Annotated in this window: 18 protein-coding genes; 1 reads left to right on the top strand and 17 read right to left on the bottom strand. The window is 49.5% G+C overall.

All coding sequences use genetic code 11. The features are described from left to right. Window positions 1–65: 65 nt before the first annotated feature. The 13 genes from C233_RS0116645 to tsaD all read right to left on the bottom strand — a co-directional run bounded on the left by C233_RS0116645 (window position 66) and on the right by tsaD (window position 10,917). Complete coding sequence (locus tag C233_RS0116645) at window positions 66–1,049, bottom strand: vWA domain-containing protein (protein WP_018668687.1); 984 nt, start codon at window positions 1,047–1,049, stop codon at window positions 66–68. A gap of 53 nt (window positions 1,050–1,102) precedes the next feature. Then, complete coding sequence (locus C233_RS0116640; protein WP_018668686.1) at window positions 1,103–2,176, bottom strand: BatD family protein; 1,074 nt, start codon at window positions 2,174–2,176, stop codon at window positions 1,103–1,105. 7 nt (window positions 2,177–2,183) lie between these two features. Further along, on the bottom strand, window positions 2,184–3,053 hold the full coding sequence (locus C233_RS0116635) for a DUF58 domain-containing protein (RefSeq protein WP_018668685.1): 870 nt from the start codon (window positions 3,051–3,053) through the stop codon (window positions 2,184–2,186). Between the two features lie 179 nt (window positions 3,054–3,232). Beyond that, window positions 3,233–4,228: an AAA family ATPase gene (locus C233_RS0116630; RefSeq protein ID WP_018668684.1), complete on the bottom strand. Its 996-nt coding sequence runs from the start codon at window positions 4,226–4,228 to the stop codon at window positions 3,233–3,235. Window positions 4,229–4,419: 191 nt separating this feature from the next. Then, complete coding sequence (locus C233_RS0116625; RefSeq protein ID WP_018668683.1) at window positions 4,420–5,850, bottom strand: HU family DNA-binding protein; 1,431 nt, start codon at window positions 5,848–5,850, stop codon at window positions 4,420–4,422. A gap of 26 nt (window positions 5,851–5,876) precedes the next feature. Then, a complete protein-coding gene (locus tag C233_RS0116620) occupies window positions 5,877–6,149 on the bottom strand; it encodes an HU family DNA-binding protein (protein ID WP_025069020.1) in 273 nt (90 codons plus the stop codon). Between the two features lie 80 nt (window positions 6,150–6,229). Then, the gene (gene rimO, locus C233_RS0116615; RefSeq protein WP_018668680.1) at window positions 6,230–7,528 is read right to left on the bottom strand and encodes a 30S ribosomal protein S12 methylthiotransferase RimO; all 1,299 of its coding nucleotides are present in this window, start codon (window positions 7,526–7,528) and stop codon (window positions 6,230–6,232) included. Next, the gene (ftsY, locus tag C233_RS0116610) at window positions 7,525–8,484 is read right to left on the bottom strand and encodes a signal recognition particle-docking protein FtsY (protein WP_018668679.1); all 960 of its coding nucleotides are present in this window, start codon (window positions 8,482–8,484) and stop codon (window positions 7,525–7,527) included. Before ftsY ends, rimO begins: the two co-directional genes overlap by 4 nt. Before the next feature lie 162 nt (window positions 8,485–8,646). Then, the gene (locus C233_RS23760; RefSeq protein WP_005777897.1) at window positions 8,647–8,805 is read right to left on the bottom strand and encodes a DUF4295 domain-containing protein; all 159 of its coding nucleotides are present in this window, start codon (window positions 8,803–8,805) and stop codon (window positions 8,647–8,649) included. 13 nt (window positions 8,806–8,818) lie between these two features. After that, on the bottom strand, window positions 8,819–9,007 hold the full coding sequence (gene rpmG / locus C233_RS0116600; protein WP_002560155.1) for a 50S ribosomal protein L33: 189 nt from the start codon (window positions 9,005–9,007) through the stop codon (window positions 8,819–8,821). Between the two features lie 22 nt (window positions 9,008–9,029). After that, window positions 9,030–9,290 (bottom strand): 50S ribosomal protein L28, encoded by a 261-nt coding sequence (rpmB, locus tag C233_RS0116595; protein WP_004291052.1) that lies wholly within the window; start codon window positions 9,288–9,290, stop codon window positions 9,030–9,032. Between the two features lie 121 nt (window positions 9,291–9,411). Beyond that, the gene (locus C233_RS0116590; protein WP_018668678.1) at window positions 9,412–9,879 is read right to left on the bottom strand and encodes a CinA family protein; all 468 of its coding nucleotides are present in this window, start codon (window positions 9,877–9,879) and stop codon (window positions 9,412–9,414) included. An 18-nt stretch (window positions 9,880–9,897) separates the two neighbouring features. After that, window positions 9,898–10,917: a tRNA (adenosine(37)-N6)-threonylcarbamoyltransferase complex transferase subunit TsaD gene (tsaD, locus tag C233_RS0116585; protein ID WP_018668677.1), complete on the bottom strand. Its 1,020-nt coding sequence runs from the start codon at window positions 10,915–10,917 to the stop codon at window positions 9,898–9,900. A 203-nt stretch (window positions 10,918–11,120) separates the two neighbouring features. Between tsaD and C233_RS22805 the strand changes: the two genes are divergently transcribed. Then, window positions 11,121–15,578, top strand: coding sequence for a translocation/assembly module TamB domain-containing protein (locus C233_RS22805; protein ID WP_051089653.1), 4,458 nt, complete (start codon window positions 11,121–11,123; stop codon window positions 15,576–15,578). 24 nt (window positions 15,579–15,602) lie between these two features. Here the strand turns inward: C233_RS22805 and C233_RS0116575 are convergent, their stop codons facing one another. The 4 genes from C233_RS0116575 to C233_RS0116560 all read right to left on the bottom strand — a co-directional run bounded on the left by C233_RS0116575 (window position 15,603) and on the right by C233_RS0116560 (window position 20,179). Further along, entirely contained in the window at window positions 15,603–16,520 is a 918-nt protein-coding gene (locus tag C233_RS0116575) for a Ppx/GppA phosphatase family protein (protein ID WP_018668675.1), read from the bottom strand. Between the two features lie 26 nt (window positions 16,521–16,546). Further along, window positions 16,547–18,595: an RNA degradosome polyphosphate kinase gene (locus C233_RS0116570; RefSeq protein WP_018668674.1), complete on the bottom strand. Its 2,049-nt coding sequence runs from the start codon at window positions 18,593–18,595 to the stop codon at window positions 16,547–16,549. 47 nt (window positions 18,596–18,642) lie between these two features. Next, the gene (locus C233_RS0116565; protein WP_018668673.1) at window positions 18,643–19,782 is read right to left on the bottom strand and encodes a glycosyltransferase family protein; all 1,140 of its coding nucleotides are present in this window, start codon (window positions 19,780–19,782) and stop codon (window positions 18,643–18,645) included. Window positions 19,783–19,996: 214 nt separating this feature from the next. Beyond that, complete coding sequence (locus C233_RS0116560; RefSeq protein WP_018668672.1) at window positions 19,997–20,179, bottom strand: type II toxin-antitoxin system HicB family antitoxin; 183 nt, start codon at window positions 20,177–20,179, stop codon at window positions 19,997–19,999. Window positions 20,180–20,415: the final 236 nt, after the last annotated feature.

Raw genomic sequence — 20,415 nt, 5'->3', positions numbered from 1 at the left:
TTTACTATTTACTATATCCGTGCGCGACAAGGCACATCCGGGAAAACACCCCGCACAATGGCGTATTACGGTATTTTCTTCAATACCGAGTTACGCAACAACACCTCTAACAGCACACACAAGAAAGCCGCCAAGGCAAACCAACGGTACTCTTCCTGGCGCTTGCTGTACTCCTTCACACTCAGTTTCGTTTTCTCCAGCTTGTCTATCTCGCCATACACCTCTTTCAGCTTCGAAGTACTCGTAGCACGGAAATAATTACCTTCTGTCGTTCCGGCAATCTGTGTCAGGGTCTTTTCGTCGATTTCCACCGGCATGCTTACATATTGCACCGTTCCGCCTACCGGATACGGATATGGAGCCATACCGTTAGTACCTACACCGATAGTATAGACACGGATACCGAAACTTTTCGCTATCTCGGCAGCCGTCAGCGGAGAAATATCTCCCCTGTTATTCGTACCGTCCGTCAAGAGGATAATTACCTTCGATTTTGCCTTACTGTCTTTCAACCGGGTAACCGCATTGGCAATACCCATACCCACCGCCGTACCGTCCTCGATAAGACCACACTTTACATCCTTTATCAAATTCAGAAGGACGGCGTGGTCTACCGTCAGCGGGCATTGCGTGAAGCTCTCCCCGGCAAACAGTGTGATACCGATATTATCATTCGGGCGTCCGTTAATGAACTCCGCCGCCACATCCTTAGCCGCTTCCAACCGGTTAGGTTTCAGGTCTTCGGCAAGCATACTGGTAGAAACGTCTATGGCAAGCATTATATCGATACCCTCAATCTCACTATTCTGCCAGCTATTGGTAGTTTGCGGCCGGGCTAAAACAAGGATAACCAGCGCCAGGGCGATAACCCGCAGTGCAAACGGTACATGCAGCAAATAGTTCTTATAGCTCTTTGGGGTATGCGCATACACACGGGCGTCCGAAATCTGAAGCGTAGCTTCGCTGTTCTTCCGCTTCATGATATACCATACTATATAAGGTATAAGCAACAGCAGCAAAAATAAATATTCAATATTGGCAAAAACCATGATATCTACAATTTTACGATTTACGATTTATGATTGAAGCGCACCTCCTGTCATCAGGCAAAATAGTTGTACAGCTCCAAACCTATATACACCAACGAGCCGATAAGAGCCGCCGCCAAAGCTGCGATTCCGGCACCGAGCAGTATCTTGGTACGCAAAGAGCGCTTCTCGATAATGGTAATCTCGGTGGGTTGCGGCTTGGCATTCTCGTCTTCCTTCTCCTTGGTATCATTGATAAAGTCGATTGCATTAATCAGATTGGCGTCATTCTCGTTCATCAGCGGGTTATGCTTGGCAAACTTCACCAAATCCGCAGTCTGGAACAAGGTACGCAAATCGGCTATCGCCTCCTTATCGTTCATTTCCAACAAATTATCAATAATTTCGGAGGAGGTCATTTCCAGTGCATTGAACCCGAAACGGTCTTTTATATACGTACGAATAGTATCCGTCAATTCCGTATAATATTCCTTCGGCTGTCCTTTCTGCCAAACCTTCTCGCTCTTGATACGCTCTATCTCCTGCATGGCCAACTGGTGCGGAGGCAGCTTGGGCTCCACCTTCACCTTGCGGATAATCGGCTTGTTATCGCGGATACGTTTCACGAGATAGATAAGCAGCAAGAGGAACGGCACGAACAGCACAGCGCAAGAGATAGACATATACCAGTCCTCCCATGCAAAGGGAGCCTTCATTACGGGCTTCGGGCCGAAAAACAAATCGGGATGCAGCGTATCTACCGGCATAGAATATACCTTCAAAGCCAAAGCCTTGGAGCGGTATGCCTTGTTATCGACAAGCACCTCCATGGGCGGCAAATAATAAAGCGCCGAGTCAAAAGAAGTAATGGTGTACTCCTGGGTTATCAACGACCGCCTGCCGTCGTTCAGCATCTGCGTATCCGGCTTGGCAATATCGATAATCTCCACTCCGCGTACCAGGGTGTCGGCATAGGCAGGAAAAATGGCACGCTTATCAGCGTCCAGCGACACCTGGAGCTTAATTTTTGCCTGCTCTCCGATAAGGATTTGCAAGGAGTCGATTGTAGCATCCACCGTCACCGACTGGGCGGTTGCCCTACCTGCCAGTGCTGCCAGCAGCGTTATCAGAAATAAATATCTTTTCATTTTCCGATTAATTTCGTTTCGCAAACAAATTCATCAATGCCTTTACATAATCCTGATCGGTACGTACCGACACGTTATCGACATTGCTTTTGGTAAACGTTTCGTTCAGTTCCGCCTGCTTGTCCACCCACCAGTCATGGTGAGCGCGGCGCACGGCGCGGGAAGAAGTGTCAATCCACTGCTCATGCCCGGTTTCCGCATCCTTTATCTTCATCAGGCCTACGGCAGGCAATTCCTCCACACGGCGGTCATAAACCTGTATCGCCACCACATCATGCTTGCGGTTGGCAATGGTCATGGCATTTTTAAAGCTCTCCCGGTCGATGAAGTCCGACAGGACGAAAGCGGTACAACGGCGCTTCATAACATTCGTAAGATACTCCAGGCCGAGGCGGATATTAGTCCGGCGGCTTTCCGGATGAAAGTCAATCAACTCACGGATGATGTACAATATATGCTTACGCCCCTTCTTGGGCGGGATAAACTTCTCTATCCGGTCTGAAAAGAAGATGACACCGATTTTATCATTATTCTGTATGGCGGAAAAAGCCAGCGTAGCGGCAATTTCCGTCACCATATCTTTCTTCATCTGCTTCACCGTACCGAATTCCAAACTGCCGGAAACATCTACCAGCAACATCACGGTCAGTTCGCGTTCTTCCTCGAACACTTTCACAAAGGGTTTGTGGAAACGCGCCGTCACATTCCAGTCTATATCACGTATATCGTCGCCAAACTGATATTCGCGCACTTCGGAAAATGCCATACCCCTACCCTTGAAAGCCGAATGATACTGGCCTGCAAAGATATTATTGGATAATCCGCGCGTCTTGATTTCAATCTGACGGACTTTTTTTAATAAATCAGTAGTTTCCATTCAGTGATACATGCATGTTTAATAAACAATTACTCAGCGCCCGCAAAAACGTTTTACTAAATCTTTCCCGCCCTTTTACTAAAACTCCGGTACAGATTTAGTAAATCTCTTCCTGCGTTTCAGTAAAAGGCAGGCACATCGTTCCACTATCGTTTTCCGGTACGATATTAACCGGACGGTTAAGGCACTTCGACCTTATTCAGTATCCTGCTGACGATTTCGTCCGAGGTCATATTGCTTGCTTCCGCCTCGTAGGTCAGGCCGATACGGTGGCGTAACACATCGTGTGCCACAGCGCGTACGTCCTCAGGAATAACGTAGCCGCGACGCTTGATAAAGGCGTAGCTGCGGGCTGCCAATGCCAGATTGATAGAAGCACGGGGAGAACCACCAAATCCAATCATGTCTTTCAGCTCTTTCAAATCGTACTTCTCCGGATAACGGGTGGCGAATACGATATCGACAATGTATTTCTCAATCTTCTCGTCCAGATATACCTGGCGCACGACCTTGCGCGCCTCGATAATCTCATCGGCTTTCAAGATAGGCTTCACATTCAATTTCTCGCCGTTTATATTCTGGCGTATAATTAGCTTTTCTTCTTCCAGCTTGGGATAATCGATAACCACTTTCAGCATGAAACGGTCTACCTGCGCTTCCGGCAACGGATACGTACCTTCCTGCTCGATAGGGTTCTGGGTTGCAAGTACCAGGAAAGGTTCGGGCAGCTTGAATGTCTCCTTGCCTATCGTGACCTGGCGCTCCTGCATGGCTTCCAGCAAGGCGCTCTGAACTTTCGCCGGAGCACGGTTTATTTCGTCCGCCAATACGAAATTAGCGAATATGGGGCCTTTCTTTACCTGGAAACTCTCGTCTTTCTGGCTGTAAACCATCGTACCGATAACGTCGGCAGGCAGCAAGTCCGGCGTAAACTGAATGCGGCTGTATTGCGCATCAATCAATGAAGCCAGCGTCTTGATAGCCAGGGTCTTTGCCAAACCGGGCACACCTTCCAGCAATACGTGTCCGTCGGACAGCAAACCGATTAACAACGACTCTACCAGGTGCTTTTGTCCTACAATAACCTGGTCCATGCCCGTAGTAAGATTGGTAACGAAAGCACTTTGTCTTTCAATCCGCTCGTTCAGTTCGCGGATATCAATTGTTTCAGCCATAAATCAATATATTTTTAATGTTCAATTTTCATGTTAACCCGGTCGGATACCGGCAATTATGTTTTCGCTCCCAAAAGTACGGGAATAAATTAACCATAGCAACTAATTTTTATTAAAAAACTATGCGAAACCTTTAGATTAAACTACTTTCATAGAGTTTAGTATTTAACAAAAAAAGAAGCAGTAATATTTTACTGCTTCTTTACTAATTTCGGTATCTTTATCGTCGTACCTGCGGGTACGTTATTCGGTTTCTTGATAATATCCCGGTTATGCTTTACGATATACGGATAAAGCGCCTTTGTGCCATAGAAGCGAAGGGAAACCCTGGTCAGTGTCTCTCCCGGCTTAATCGTGTATTTCGTCTCCGTTCCCGTAATCGTATAACTGGTAGAATCGGGCACGTATGCGGCTTCAACCTGTTTCCGGGGACGGGACGCCGGTGCGGTATGAGCCGGAACGGGAGCAGGTTGCTTGGCAACGGCAGGCGCATCCGGTTTCTTTGCCACGGGTTCGGCAACGGTTTTCTTCGACACCGTATCTGCCTTGGCAATAGCTGTGGTATCTTTGGCAGCGGTAGTATCGGCTGCAACCGTATTATTTACCGGTTTATCCGGCATGGCAGCGGCCACTTCTTTCTTTACAGGGGGCTCGGAAGATAGATTATCGAATAAATCCGGACAATATAAATAGGTCACGGCTCCCGCGCATAACAGTACCACGAACACGACGATACTTATGAAATATTTCATTGTGGAAGAATCGGCGGGCGGCGGTACGTCTGCCTTCTCCGGTTTTGCTTCTCCCGAAGGCGTTATTTCTTTTTCCAGGGGTTCCGCCTCTTTCGGATTCTCCGCTTCTTTTTCTTTCGGAGCTTCTTTTTCTTTCGTAGCCGCTGTTTCTGCCGGAAGTTCGATTTCCCTCGGAGTTTCCGGTTCTCTTGGGGCTTCCGGTTCTTTCAAATGTTCCGTCTCTTTCGAAATCTCCGGTGCTTTCAAAGGCTCTGTTTCCACCAGAGGTTCCGTTTCCGTCAATACCTCGGTTTGCTCAGGATACCCGGTTTTATCCGAAGCCGCCGCTTCCTCCGAAGCCACTGCTTCTTCCGAAGATACCGCTTTTTCCGGTAACACCGTTTCCGTCAACGTCACGGCCGGTTCCGGTGTCTCCGTTTCTCCCAGCATACCGGTTTCTTCGAATGCAATAACTTCCTCGGACGTACCGGCAACTGCTTCTACCCTTTGCTCCGTATCTTCTTCGTCCTCATTGCCGCTATCTATGGGGGTGTCTTCCAAAACCGTGTTGTCATTGAGCACAACCGTTTCAAAATGCGAGAACGGTTTATTGATAATATCTTTCAGGGCAGGTTCGGGAGTAAACGAAACTTTCGTATGCCCTTGTATTTCAAATCTCTCTCCAGTATTTACATTGACGCTTTCGCGGCTTTCTACATCAATCAGTTTAAAAGCTCCCAATCCTTTTATCTTCACATATTTGTCTTTTTCCAGCGCTTCTTCAATCAACTGGAAAAATTCCTTCACGAAACTATCAGCATTTCTCTTGCTCATGCCGTGCTTTTCAGCCAGCAGTTCAATCAAGTTCTGTATGTTCAGCTTCTCATTCATATACTATGGAAGATTTAAAAGAAAGATTACTTAAACTTATCTTTTAACAACGTACTGGGTTTGTAAGTCAGCACCAGCTTAGGCGGAACCAGCATACGCTGTCTGGTCGTAGGATTTACAGAGATACGTTCCGCTTTTTTTTTCACCTCGAATGTTCCAAAGCCTTGCACGGAAATCGTATTTCCGTCTTCCAACTGCCGCGTCATGTCCGACAACAAAAAGGTAATCAGTTCCGAGGTATCCTTTACGGTGTACCCCAACCTCCGTGACAATTCAGAAGTAAATTCTTTGTTATTCAAAATTCAAGCTTTAAAATTGTGAACTACGGTGCTATATTAGCAAATCTTCCCCATATATACAAGGAGTTCGGGAAAAATATTTAAATAATCCGGCCAAAAAGGTCGAAATCATCGGAGTTTATTATCTCTACCTGGTAAAAGTTACCGATATTCAGCACCTTATCCCCGCGTTCAATCAGTACTTCAGGGTCTACCTCCGGAGAATCGAATTCCGTACGTCCGACATAGTAATCACCCTCCAGGCGGTCTATAATCACCTTCATCCGCCTGCCCACTTTCACCGCACTCAATTCTGCCGAAATGCCCTGCTGAATAGACATCAATTCGTCCAAGCGCGCCTGTTTCGTTTCCTGCGGAATGGTGTCCTCATAATGAGCCGCCGCATATGTCCCCTCTTCCTCGGAATACGCAAATGCCCCCATTCTATCGAAACGCACCTTGCGGACGAACTCTTTCAGCTCTTCAAAGTCGGCCTCCGTTTCTCCCGGATGCCCCACCATAAGCGTGGTACGCAGATGAATTCCGGGGACTTCCTCACGGAATTTCTCTATCAAACGGTAGGTTTCTTCCTTGGTTACATGCCGGCGCATTTTATCCAGCATATTGTCGCTGATGTGCTGCAAGGCAATATCCATATACTTGCACACATTAGGACGCTCGCGCATCACACGGAATAAATCCACAGGAAAATGAGCGGGATAAGCATAATGCAGGCGTATCCACTCTACTCCCGGAATTTCGGAGATTTTCTCGATTAATTCGGGCAACATCTGCTTTTTGTACAAATCGACGCCATAGTACGTCAGCTCCTGGGCTATTACCTGGAACTCTTTTACCCCGCGGGCTACGAGATACTTCACCTCGTCCAGGATTTCTTCTATCGGACGCGACACGTGCCGCCCCGTAATAATGGGGATTGCGCAATACGAACACTTGCGGTCGCACCCTTCGGATATTTTCAGGTACGCATAATGTCCGGGGGTAGTGAGCGTGCGTTCTATATGAAGCTCGTCACGGTATGCCTTGCCCAAATCCTGCAACAGCTCTTTCCAGTTGAACTTACCATAAAACTTGTCAACCTGAGGGATTTCAATCGCCAGCTCCTTCAGATAACGTTCCGACAGGCAGCCCATGACGTAGAGTTTCTCCAAACTTCCTTCTTCCTTTGCCTGCGCAAACTCCAGAATCATATTTATGGATTCTTCCTTTGCATCACCGATGAAACCGCAGGTATTGATTACCGCAATCTGTCCCTCCGGACGTTCGGCATCATGCGTCACACAGTAACCGGCTTCCTCCAATTGGCGCATCAAATGCTCCGAATCCACTAAATTTTTAGAACAACCTAATGTTATTATATCAATGGTTTTCCGTTTCATGCATTCTCCCCGAACAATGAATCAACAAATTCTTTCTTGCGGAAAACCTGCAAATCTTCCATGCCTTCTCCCAGGCCGATATATTTTACAGGAATTCTGAACTGGTCGGAAATACCTATTACGACACCACCCTTGGCCGTACCGTCCAGCTTGGTTACAGCCATTGCCGTAACTTCCGTAGCCAGTGTGAATTGCTTGGCCTGCTCAAACGCATTTTGCCCCGTAGAGCCGTCCAGCACGAGCAGCACTTCATCAGGTGCATCCGGTACTACCTTTTTCATCACATTCTTGATTTTAGTCAGCTCGTTCATTAAGCCTACTTTGTTATGCAGGCGTCCGGCCGTATCGATAATCACCACATCGGCATCATTGGCAACCGCCGAATTCAGCGTATCGAATGCCACGGAGGCAGGGTCTGCCCCCATTTTCTGTTTTATGACGGGCACGCCTACGCGGTCGCCCCATATCATCAACTGCTCTACGGCTGCCGCACGGAAGGTATCGGCCGCACCCAGATATACGGTTTTGCCGGCTTTCTTAAACTGATAAGCCAGCTTGCCTATAGTAGTGGTCTTGCCCACTCCATTTACGCCGACTACCATGATAACATAAGGTTTCTTCGTGACAGGAGTTTCGAAGTCCTCTACATCGTCCGAATTGTTCTCCGTCAGCAAAGCTGCGATTTCATCGCGCAAAATCATGTTCAGCTCCTGCGCATTCATATATTTTTCGTCAGCAGCGCGCTTCTCGATGCGTTCGATAATTTTCAAGGTCGTCTCCACGCCTACATCCGAAGTTATCAGCACTTCTTCCAGATTATCCAGAACTTCGTCGTCTACCTTCGACTTACCTGCCACGGCACGGGCTATCTTGCCGAACACACTTTCTTTCGTCTTAGATAATCCCTTATCTAATGTTTCTTTCTTTTCTTTAGAGAAAAAGCTAAAAAATCCCATAGTCTACCTTTTTGTACAATACATTATGCTACAAAGATATAATAAAACCGACAAATAATAAAAACCGGAGCTATTTAATAGCAAAAAAAATCCCCTCGCCGGATTATCCCGGTGAGAGGAACTTTATAAGTCGTCAGCGCTTCACAGCAACTGCATTTATCTTTATTTCTTGAAAAAGTCCTGTACTTTTTCGTTAGGAACCATTTGTTCATCGAAGATGTAAGCGCCGGTTTTAGGAGACTTCACCATCTTGATAACCTTCGTATAAGCACGACCTTCCTTAGAACCTTCGTGCAAACTTGCTACTGTTTTCTTTGCCATGGGTTATACTATATTATTTGATTTCTTTATGTACTGTCACTCTCTTCAGAATCGGGTTGTATTTCTTCAACTCCAGTCTTTCGGTAGTATTCTTTCTGTTCTTCGTCGTAATATAACGAGAAGTTCCCGGCATACCGCTATCCTTGTGTTCCGTGCATTCCAGAATCACCTGTACTCTGTTACCTTTTGCTTTCTTTGCCATAATCAGTATTCTCCTCTACTTTTTAGCCAATTACTTTAATGCTTTTCCAATCACAATAACCCTTGGCTACTGCATCCTTCAAAGCAGCATCCAGACCTTTTTTGTTAATGATGCGCAGGCCGTTAGCGCAAATGCTCAGACTGATCCAGCAGTCCTGTTCTACATAATAGAACTTCTTGTTAAACAAGTTCAAATCAAAGGTTCTTTTGGTTCTTCTCTTTGAGTGTGAAACATTGTTGCCAATCATGGCTTTCTTTCCGGTAATTTGACAAATCTTCGACATTTCTATCTTTATTTTATAGTTTTTATCTATACTTATTTCAAACAGAGCGCAAAGTAAGCACTTTTATCGTTACAAAACAAGTTTTTCCTAAAATAATTCGCTGTGCGATAATATTTTTTCCTCATTTCAGCCTGTCACAAAGCATCAGCAGGGCGTTTCGGACGGCTTTCCGTACATTTCCCGCCCTTCCGCAGTCTCCCTCCTGCTTCATGGCTGTAATTTCATTTTTATAAGCAACGGCTATCCATACCGTACCTACCGGCTTTTCCGGCGTACCGCCACCGGGACCCGCAATGCCCGAGGTAGCTATTGCGCAATCCGTTTTCAGCGTTTTCATCGCACCTTTCGCCATTTCCACCACGGTTTCCCGGCTCACCGCACCATGTTTTGCCAGCGTTTCGGCAGAAACATGCAGCAAAGCTTCCTTCACCTCGTTGGAATATGCCACGATACCGCCCTTGAAATACTCCGAGCTTCCCGGAACGGAAGTTATCGAGGCGGCTATCCCGCCGCCGGTACAACTTTCGGCGGTGGAAAGGGACAATTTCTTCGCTTTCAGCAGTTCTCCTATCTCCTCTTCCAACTTCATACCTTATACCTTATTATATTATAGGGTGACACGCGAGTAGGCAGGTGCCTCTATCGGGCAAAAATCCTTGTCCAAGTACTTGAAATACCCGGTAATGGCAATCATCGCAGCATTATCCGTAGTATAGCTGAATTTAGGAATGAATATGTTCCAGCCATACTTTCCGGCATGCTCCCGGAAAGAGTTGCGCAAGCCGTTATTGGCGGATACGCCTCCTGCAACGGCGACTTCCCTGATATTATACTGTTTTGCCGCCTTACGCAGCTTATCCATTAGAATATCGACAACGGTAGCTTCCAGCGAAGCAGCCAAGTCTGCCTTATGATGCTCGATGAAATCGGGGTCATCCTTCATCCAGTCCCGCAAAGAATACAAGAACGATGTTTTCAGCCCGCTGAAACTGTAATCCAGCCCCGGAATATGCGGCTTGCTGAAAGTAAAGGCTTTCGGATTGCCCTGGCGTGCGAGTTTGTCGATAATAGGCCCGCCGGGATAGCCCAACCCCATTACTTTGGAGCACTTATCGATAGCCTCGCCAGCGGCATCGTCTATCGTCTGCCCCAGTATTTCCATATCATTGTATGCTTTTACCAGGATAATCTGGGAATTTCCACCGGAAACCAACAGGCAAAGGAAAGGAAAACCGGGCTGGGCGTTATCTTCACCTTCCGCTTTAATGAAATGAGCTAACACATGTCCTGTCAAGTGGTTAACATCAATCATTGGGATACCTAAGGAACGGGCGAAACCTTTGGCGAACGACACACCTACCAGCAGAGAGCCCATTAGTCCCGGACCGCGTGTAAACGCCACTGCACTCAGCTCCTCTTTCGTTACTCCGGCACGCTTCAAGGCTTCATGCACCACCGGCACGATGTTCTGCTGATGCGCCCGCGAAGCCAGTTCGGGCACTACCCCTCCGTATGCCTCATGCACTGCCTGGCTTGCCACCACGTTCGACAGCAGATAGCCGTCCCTGATGACTGCCGCGGAAGTGTCATCGCATGAAGATTCTATTCCTAAGATTATTGTACTCATAGTGTTTATTTACGTTTAAACGCTGCAAAAGTAGTGATAAAAGTAGTATCCATAACGTATTATTTCATATTTTTGTTGGCTGAACAAAAAATTAACTGCCTATCAGAACGCTTAAAACGACAGTACGCTGGATAATCGGTATAGTATTGGGGCTCTATATCGGAGTAATTTTATTGCTGAACGTTCCTTACGTCCAGCACCGGATGTCCGTACTCGTAGCCGACGAATTAAGTTCCGTATTAGGCAGCAAGCTCACTATCGGGCGGATAAACATAGGATTGCTGAACCGCATCATTATCGACGACCTGATACTGGACGACCGCTCGGGAAAGGAGCTGTTGAAGATAGGACGCCTCTCGGTGAAATTCGAGATACTCCCCCTGTTCAACGGGAAAATATCTATCGGCAACGTGCAATTATTCAGCTTCAACGCCAACCTGGAACGCCCAGACCCCAAGGCGAAAACCAACTTCCAGTTCGTACTCGATGCTTTTGCCTCCCAAGATACCGTCAAGAAAAAGAGCAACTTAGACCTCCGCATCAACTCGCTGCTGATACGGCGCGGAAGGGTGTCGTACGATGTGCTGTCGGCGGACAAGACGCCGGGAAAGTTCAATCCGCAGCACATCCGCCTGTCTAACATCCTTGCCAACATATCTTTGAAGGCGTTGCAAAACGACTCGATTAACGCCGCCATTAAGCGAATGAGCGTCGAAGAGGAACACTCCGGTTTCGAACTGAAAAAGCTGAGCCTCAAGATAGTTGCCAACGACCGCAAGATGCGGATAGAGAACTTTGCTATCGACCTGCCCAACACATCCGTAGCAATGGATACGATTCGTCTGGAGTACGACAGCCTGAAAGCCCTCGGCAACTTTACCCGCGATGTGCGCTTCGCATTCCACCTGCTGCCTTCGGAAGTGGGGCTTCAAGACTTATCGGCTTTCGTGCCCGCCTTCGAATCTTTCAAAGAGAACGTACGGCTGGAAATGGAAGCCAGCGGAACGGTAGACCAGCTTGACTGCACGAAACTGCTAATCTCCGCCGGTAACCACTTCCTGCTGAGAGGCGACGTATCCTTACAGGACTTGTCGCGTCCCCAGGATGCCTATATCTTCGGCAACCTGTCCAATCTATATGCCGACTCGGAGGGCATCGCATTCTTCGCCCGCAACCTGAGCAAAGAGTATAAGGGGCTTCCGCCGGTAGTGCAGCACCTGGGCACGGTGTCGTTCCGGGGACAAATCTCGGGCTACTTCACCGATTTGGTGACCTACGGCGAGGTGCGTACGGACATAGGCAGCATACAGACGGACGTCAAGCTCAGCTCCGACAAGGAAAAGGGGCACTTCTCCTACTCCGGTGCAGTGAAAACGGCCGGTTTCGAACTGGGCAAATTACTGGACAACAATAAATTCAAGAGAGTGACGTTCAATATGGACGTCCAGGGCAACCACTACCGGACGGGCTACCCTTCCATTACGATGAAAGGGCTAATCGCATCTATCGATTACAGCGACTATACCTACGAGAACATCGCACTGGACGGAGAATACAAGCAGGGCGGCTTCAACGGAAACGTAGCCTTCGACGATACGAACGGGGCGGTACAACTGAACGGCGCCGTCAATACCACCGGGCAGACTCCCACGTTCAATTTCCGCGCGGCTATCGAACATTTCCGCCCGAATGCCCTCCACCTGACCCCCAAATACAAGGACACGGAGATATCGGTAAAGATAAAAGCCGATTTCACCGGCAGTTCCATAAACGACATGAACGGTGAAATCAACATCGACAGCCTGCAATACACCGCCCCCGAGCAGGATTTCTTTATGGACAACCTGCGGATTGCAGCCACCCAAGACAGCGAGTACCGGAAACGGCTCACCGTAAACTCCGGCTTTCTGCGGGGTAGCATCGAAGGCGATTATTCCTACCAGACCCTGCCTGCCAGCGTACTCAACATCATGCGGCGCTACATCCCCGCCCTGATACTGCCGGACAAGAAACCCCGGAAAACGGAAAACAACTTCCACTTCGACTTCCACATCTACGACGTGGAGCTGCTATCCACCATATTCCAGATACCGCTGAAAATATACACCCACTCCACGCTGAAGGGCTACTTCAACGACAAGGCGCAACGGCTGCGCGTAGAAGGCTACTTTCCGCGGCTGAGCTATGGAGAAAAGTTCTTCGAATCGGGCGTAATTCTCTGCGAGAACCCCGGCGAGCAGTTCCAGGCGAAAGTCCGCTTCACCAACCGGAAACCTACCGGTGCGGTAAACGTAGCCTTAGAGGCCAAAGCCAAGGACGACCGGATACAAACCGTATTCAACTGGGGAAACAGCAGCGCCGTAACTTACAGCGGTAAGCTGGCAACCATGACCCGGTTTATCCGCGAGTCTCTGCCGCAAATACCGGAGGACAACCGGCAGCAGCATACGGCAAGCGCTGCCCGCAAAGGCAGGAAGAAAAGTATCCCCGCCCTGAAAACGATTGTCGACGTACAAGAAACGAACGTCATCCTCAACGATACCGTCTGGAAGATACACCCCTCGCAAATCGTGGTGGACTCGGGCAAGATACACGTGGACAACTTCTACTTCAGCCACGAGGAACGCCACCTGCTGATAAACGGAACCGTGTCCGACCAGCCCCAGGACACGGTGCACCTGAACCTGAAAGAGATAAACATAGGTTATGTATTCGACATTGCCAACCTGGGGGTCAATTTCAAGGGTGAAGCCACCGGTCCGGCATATGCCAGCGGCGTGCTTAAAAAGCCGGTAATGAGTACCGACCTATTCATCCGCAACCTCGGCCTGAACGAAGGGCTGTTGGGCGACGCCCGCATACACGGCGAATGGCATCACGACGTAAAAGGCATCTACCTGGATGCGCATATCCGCGAGAAAGACATTGCAAGGAGCCATGTGTACGGCTACATCTATCCGATAAAGCCCACCAGCTCGCTCGACTTGCAGATTGAGGCCGACAGTACCAACCTGAAATTCATCCACCACTATATGCAAAGCATCACCCCGGAATTCAACGGGCGTGCCAGCGGCCGTGTGCATTTCTACGGCAAGTTCAAGGCGCTGACAATGGAGGGGCGCGTATTCGGCGACGCTTCCATGAAAGTGGATGTGCTCAACACTACCTTCTCCCTGAAAGACAGCATCCTTATCGAACCGGGCGGGCTCACCTTCCGTAACAACCGCATCTTCGACACGCAAGGACACCAGGGACGGGCCAACGGCTACCTGCACTACCGCCACTTCAAGAACCTGGAGTACCGCTTCCAGTTCGATGTGAACGACATGCTGCTGATGAACACCAAAGAATCTCCCGACTTCCCCTTCTACGGAACTGTATACGGCACGGGCAATGCCACCATTGCCGGCAACGCGGCAGACGGGGTGAACATCGACGTGGCAATGACCACCAACCGTAACACCAACTTCACCTACATGAAGGAGGGCGTTGCCTCGGCAGTCAGCAACCAGTTCATCCGGTTCGTAGACAAGACGCCGCGCCGTGTACTGCAAGACTCCGTTGTGCTTATTTCGGAATACGAGCAGGCGCAGAGGGAAATCTTGGAGAAAGAAAGCGATACCGACATCCGCCTGAACCTCCTGATAGACGCCACCCCGGATGCCACCATGAAAATCATCATGGACCCCATTGCCGGCGACTACATCAGCGGGAAAGGCACGGGCAACATCCGTACCGAGTTCTATAATAAAGGAGATGTGAAGATGTTCGGCAGCTACCGTATCAGCCAGGGAGTCTATAAATTCAGCCTACAGGAAGTAATCCGCAAGGACTTCATCATCAAAGACGGAAGCACCATTACCTTCAACGGCCCGCCGCTCGACGCTACTCTCGACATTCAGGCAAGCTACCTCGTAAGCTCCGCTTCGCTGAACGACCTGATTCCCGATGCCAGCAGCTACGTCAACCAGACCAGTATCAAGGTAAACTGCCTCATGGCACTGACCGGGCAGCTCACCTCGCCGGATATCAAGATGAGCCTGGAACTGCCCAACGAGCGCGACGAGGTGCAGGCGTTGGTGCGGAACTACATCCCCACGGACGAACAGATGAACCTACAGATACTCTACCTGCTGGGTATCGGCAAATTCTATACTCCGGAGAATGTGGACGCCACGAGCAACTCCAACATGATGTCGAGCGTACTGTCCTCCACCCTTTCCGGGCAGTTGAACAATGCGCTCTCGCAGATTATCGACAGCAACAACTGGAACTTCGGAACCAACTTCAGTACCGGCGAAAAGGGCTGGACAGACATGGAATTCGAAACCATGCTTTCCGGGCAGTTGCTGAACAACCGCCTGCTTATCAACGGCAACTTCGGCTACCGCGACAACCCTATGGCAAACACGAACTTCGTGGGTGACTTCCAGGCCGAATGGCTCGTAAACCGTTCCGGCGACATACGCCTGAAAGCATACAACGAAACCAACGACCGGTATTACACCAAAACCAACCTTACCACCCAGGGCATAGGTATCGTTTTCAAGAAAGACTTCAACAAGTGGAACGAGCTGCTTTTCTGGAACAAGTGGAAACTGAAAAGGCTGAAAGCTTCCCGCCCGGCGGAAACGCAATCCGGGCGGAAAAAGAAACAGTAAGCGCACGTCTTGCCGGAAAACGCCTCAACGCACCTCACCGGCGGGCGGCAGGCTCTTGGCGTACAAGCTGTCGATGATGCCGTCTGCCAGCCCTATAACGGGCACATGTATATACTCCGCTTTCACAATCCCGGCAATCGTGAGGAATATCTCCGCAGCAGGCACGATTACATCCGCACGGTCGGCTTTCAGACCGAAAGCTTCCATGCGCTGTTCGGGGGTAAGCGGCTTCAACTCGTCGTACAAAGCCTGCAAAGTAGGAACGGGCAGGCGCAATTTCTTCTTGTCCTTTTTACCGGCAAGGCGGTACAGCTTGTTGATGTTTCCGCCCGAACCAATGATGTTGACCTCCTGGAAACCGGCGGTCAGGCGTTGCAAATCGTCTTTCATCTGCTGCCAGGTTTCTTCCCTGACGGCATTGCTCAGCATGCGCACCGTACCTATATTATAGGAAAGGGACTGTACCAGCTCACCGTTGGCAAGCAGGTTGATTTCCGTGCTGCCGCCGCCCACATCCACGTATATATAGTTGCCCGTGCGGTCTTCCAGGCATTCTATATGGTTATTGTATATCATCCGCGCTTCTTCCTGTCCGTCGATGACCTCGATATCGATGCCCGTATCTTTCAGAATTCTCTTGATAATGGCTTTCCCGTTCTTCGCATCGCGCATGGCGGAGGTGGCGCAGGCACGGTAATCTGTCACCTCGTATATCTTCATCAACTGGCGGAAAGCCTTCATCAGCCGGCGTAACTTCACGGCTTTCACATCGGAAACCTCGCCCAAAGCGAACACATCGAAACCCAGCCGTAACGGTACACGCAGGAGAATCGCCTTGACAAGACGCCTGCTTACCAGGTTCTCGTCCTCTTTTACTTTCTTAATAAGCAGCCGCACGGCATTGGAGCCGATATCGATAGCGGCATAACATTTACCATTCATCCTTTTCACTTGTTTTTTAAAATGCTTTATCCTTTGTAGCTCTTATAAAGTTCCTCCTGCGAGCGGAACGGGGCATCGTCCTCTGCAATCCAGGGACGGTTCTCGCCGCTTCCGTCGACGATGCTCCCCTGGCAGTTGTCGCGAAGGCCGAATTCGATGACCTTGCGTAAGTCGGCTTTTATCCGCGGGTCGTACACGGGCGCCACCACTTCCACCCGGTTGTCCAGGTTGCGCGGCATCCAGTCGGCAGAACCGATGAAAGTCTTGTCCTCTCCTCCCGCCGCGAAAATAAAGATGCGCGAGTGTTCCAGGTAGCGGTCTATGATGCCGTTGATACGTATCGTATCGCTCACGCCCGGAATGCCCGTCGTCAAAGAGCAGTTACCGCGTACCAGCAGGCTCACGGGGACACCGTTGGCAGAGGCCTCGTAGAGTTTCCTCACCATAGTCATGTCCGTAATATGGTTTATCTTGACGAGGATGTAAGCCGGCTTGCCCGCCTGCCTGTTCTTGATTTCGTCGTTTATCAGCTTGACGAATTTCCGCTTCATCTCATTGGGCGAAACCAGCAGCCCCTTGAAGTGCACGGGCAAATAAGGCTTCTCGATGAATGTAAACACGGAATCGACGTCGTGCACCACATTGCGGGCAGCAGTCATCAGCATATAATCGGTGTACATGCGCGCATTACCTTCGTGGAAATTTCCCGTACTGATGCAGGCGATGTCGCTCCCTTTCTTCATGCCGATATGGGTAATCTTGGAATGTACTTTCAAGCCTTCCACCCCGAAGATGACATGGATGCCCGCATCCTGCATCTTTTTAGACCACCCGATGTTCGACGCCTCGTCGAAACGTGCCAGCAGCTCGATAACCACCGTCACCTTCTTCCCGTTGCGGGCAGCGCAGATAAGAGCCTTCACCACTTTGGAATCTTTGGCGAGGCGGTAAAGTGTCGTCTTGATACTTTTTACTTCCTTGCTGACCGCCGCCTCCTGCAACACACGGATATAATAATCGAAACTGTGGTACGGCACATGGATAAACCGGTCGCCTTTCCGTATGAGTTTCAGCAGGCTCTCATCGCTGTCCAGCTCCGGCTTTGCAACGGGTTCCCATACGGGATATTTCAGGTCGCTGCGGCCGCAGTCCGGAAACGACATCAGGTCTTTGTGGTTGTGATAGCGTCCGCCTCCCAGCACCGTATCCAGCTTGTCCAGGTTCAGCTTGTCCAGAACCCGCTTCAACAAGTCTTTCGGCATGGAGGCATCATGAATTACCCGCAGGGCATCGCCTTTCCTGCGGCTCTTTACCCCTTTGGATATCTTTTGCAGCATGCCGTTCCGCAGGTCGTTGTCTATCTCCATTTCCGCGTCTTTCGTGAACTTGAAGGCATAGGCCTTGAAGGAAACATAGTCCAGCCCGGAGAAAATCATTGGCAGGCAGTAGCGGATTACATCGTCCAGGTACATCAGATAATTCCTGCCTTCCTTATCCGGCAAGCGCACGAAGCGTCCGCATTCGGCCACGGGCAGGGCAATCAGCGCATAGTCGGAACTTTTCCGGCTCCGTGCCTGCAACTTAACGGCCAGGTAAATGTTCTCGTCCGTCTCATCGGTCAGTTGCCGGACTGCCGAGAGCCATACGGGGCTGATGAAACCGCTCAGCTTCCGGCGGTAGAACCGGCGTACGAATTGCTGCTGCTCCTCGTCCAGCTCGTCTTCTTTCAGCAGGAAGATATTCTCCTCGCGCAGCCGGCGGGTTACCTCGTGGATAGCGTGTTCGTACTCCCGGGCATACTTGTTGTTCAGCTTATTGATGTGCTTGATGAGCTGCCGGGCATGCTCCCGTTCCGAACGCAGGCTCTTGTCGCCGCACTCGGCTATGCGGCCGAGCGTTGCCATGCGGACACGAAAAAACTCATCGAGGTTATTGGAATAAATGCCGAGAAAGCTCAGCCGTTCCAATAAGGGAACCTGCGGCTTGACAGCCTCCTGCAAGATGCGCCGGTTGAAGTACATCCAGCTCAAATCGCGGTCTACATACGCTTCGGATAGTGTCTTTTTACTAATCATCTGTGTACATTTATCAATGATTCGCCGGCAAAAGTATGCAACACATATTACAATACTATGTCTGGCGTGTTACAATACGGATAAGGGAAAGCCTCGCCTGGGTAGTGCGGTGCAGGCATTCCCGTTTCTATGAGGTGCATGATTCGCCAGTCGCAGCTCCGCACCCAATAACGGAAACACATGTCCGGCCGATAAGTTTCGGAAAAGTCTAGCAATTGCTGTAAGTCGAAGTCGTCGGAAACGATGCCCGCCCCCGCACGGACTGCATCGTACGCATTGCAATCCTGCTCGATATGTGCAGGAACCATTAGCATCGGCTTGCCCAGGTACATCGCTTCGCAAACGGATTCGAAACCCGCTGTCGTAGCATAGGCCTTACATCCTGCCATGTAACGGAGGAATTTCACATCGTCAATCCGGTGAAAGCTCAGGGTATCGTCCATCCTGCATACTTCCGCCTCGTCCTGCTTGTCCCAGAAGAAATGGAGCGGGACCTGCGGATGCTCGCCGTGCCATGCCTCGATGCTGTTGCCGAAACCGGCATTCACCATGTATCCATGCAAATAATTGCCCTCCGTACTTTCGCAGGAGAGTACCTCATGGCGGAGCAGCGGTGGCATGACACGGATACGGGCTCGTTCGTCATCCTCCATTTCACGGAACGAGAGTGCAAATTTCCAGGCCGCACCAATACAGGTAAGCCGGGTAAAAAGGCGCAGAAGCCACAGGTTATACCATTTCTTGTCGGGAAACTCGAAATCACGGTGCAGAAAAAGGTATTGGTGTCCGATGCTGATTTGGGGTACGGACGGACGAAACAGCAGGTAGGTCAGTCCGGTCAGGAGTTCGTAAAAGTTGATAACCAGCTCGGCGCCGGTTTCCTCGATACGCCGGCGGATGTAACGCATGCTGCGCAGATAGACGGGTATCCGTACCATATTATATGCCACGCTGCGCGAAAGGCTCGCCCGTTTGTTGGCAGGTGTCGGCAGGAAATTGGGGCTGAGGAAACGCTTTACCGGAGCCTGAATGCTGCGGTTGAAGAAACCGGGCAAATGGCGGGAATTGCTTTTCCCTACCAGCACTTCCACTACTTCATACCCGTTGCGGCGCAGGAGCCTTTCCATGCTAATGGCTTGGGTAAGATGCCCCCGCCCTTCTCCCTGGACAATAAAAAGAACTTTCATCGATGTATGGGTTTAATCCGAAATACTATAATTTATGATAATCGTGCTCTTAACCGATACAAATGTCGCTTTCCAATGTTACGGAAAGGTGTAAGGAGTGTGACATTCAGAATAAAAAAGCCATACCGGTATCGCACAGGTATGGCTTCTCCAAGAGAATTTATGGAATTATTATACGTAAAAAAGGATGAAATATCTTCGTATCGACATGCATTCATACGAATTCCTCGACCATATACATGTCGCTGACGAAATCGTCTACAACCCGTTCCAGGTTTTCGCAGGCCTCGTCCGGCGTATCGCCGTAAGCGCTGCACAAGAGGTTATTCATAAAATAAGCGTAAAAACCACCGCCGGCTGCCGCCTCTACGGTATAATCGTTTCTATTCAGTTTCATATTCGTATCTCCTTTCTTTTGACGATACAAAAATGCCCCGAAACTATTTCAGAAGTATGTGGAAAGGGTTACATTTTTATCTCATAAATAGGGATTAGGCGTAAAGCAAAGTTTAGCTTAAAAACAAGTAGGTTTAGTATGGAAAATAAAGTCTTGATTTTTTCAAACTCTCTCTATAACTCATTTTTCATATAACTTAGAATGAAAAAGAGCAAAAAAATTTCTTCATCAAATAA

The organism is Bacteroides gallinarum DSM 18171 = JCM 13658 (assembly GCF_000374365.1).
Classification (GTDB): Bacteria; Bacteroidota; Bacteroidia; order Bacteroidales; family Bacteroidaceae; genus Bacteroides; species Bacteroides gallinarum.
Note: the sequence above shows the minus strand (reverse complement) of the source record. Positions and strands in the feature narration are given on the sequence as shown.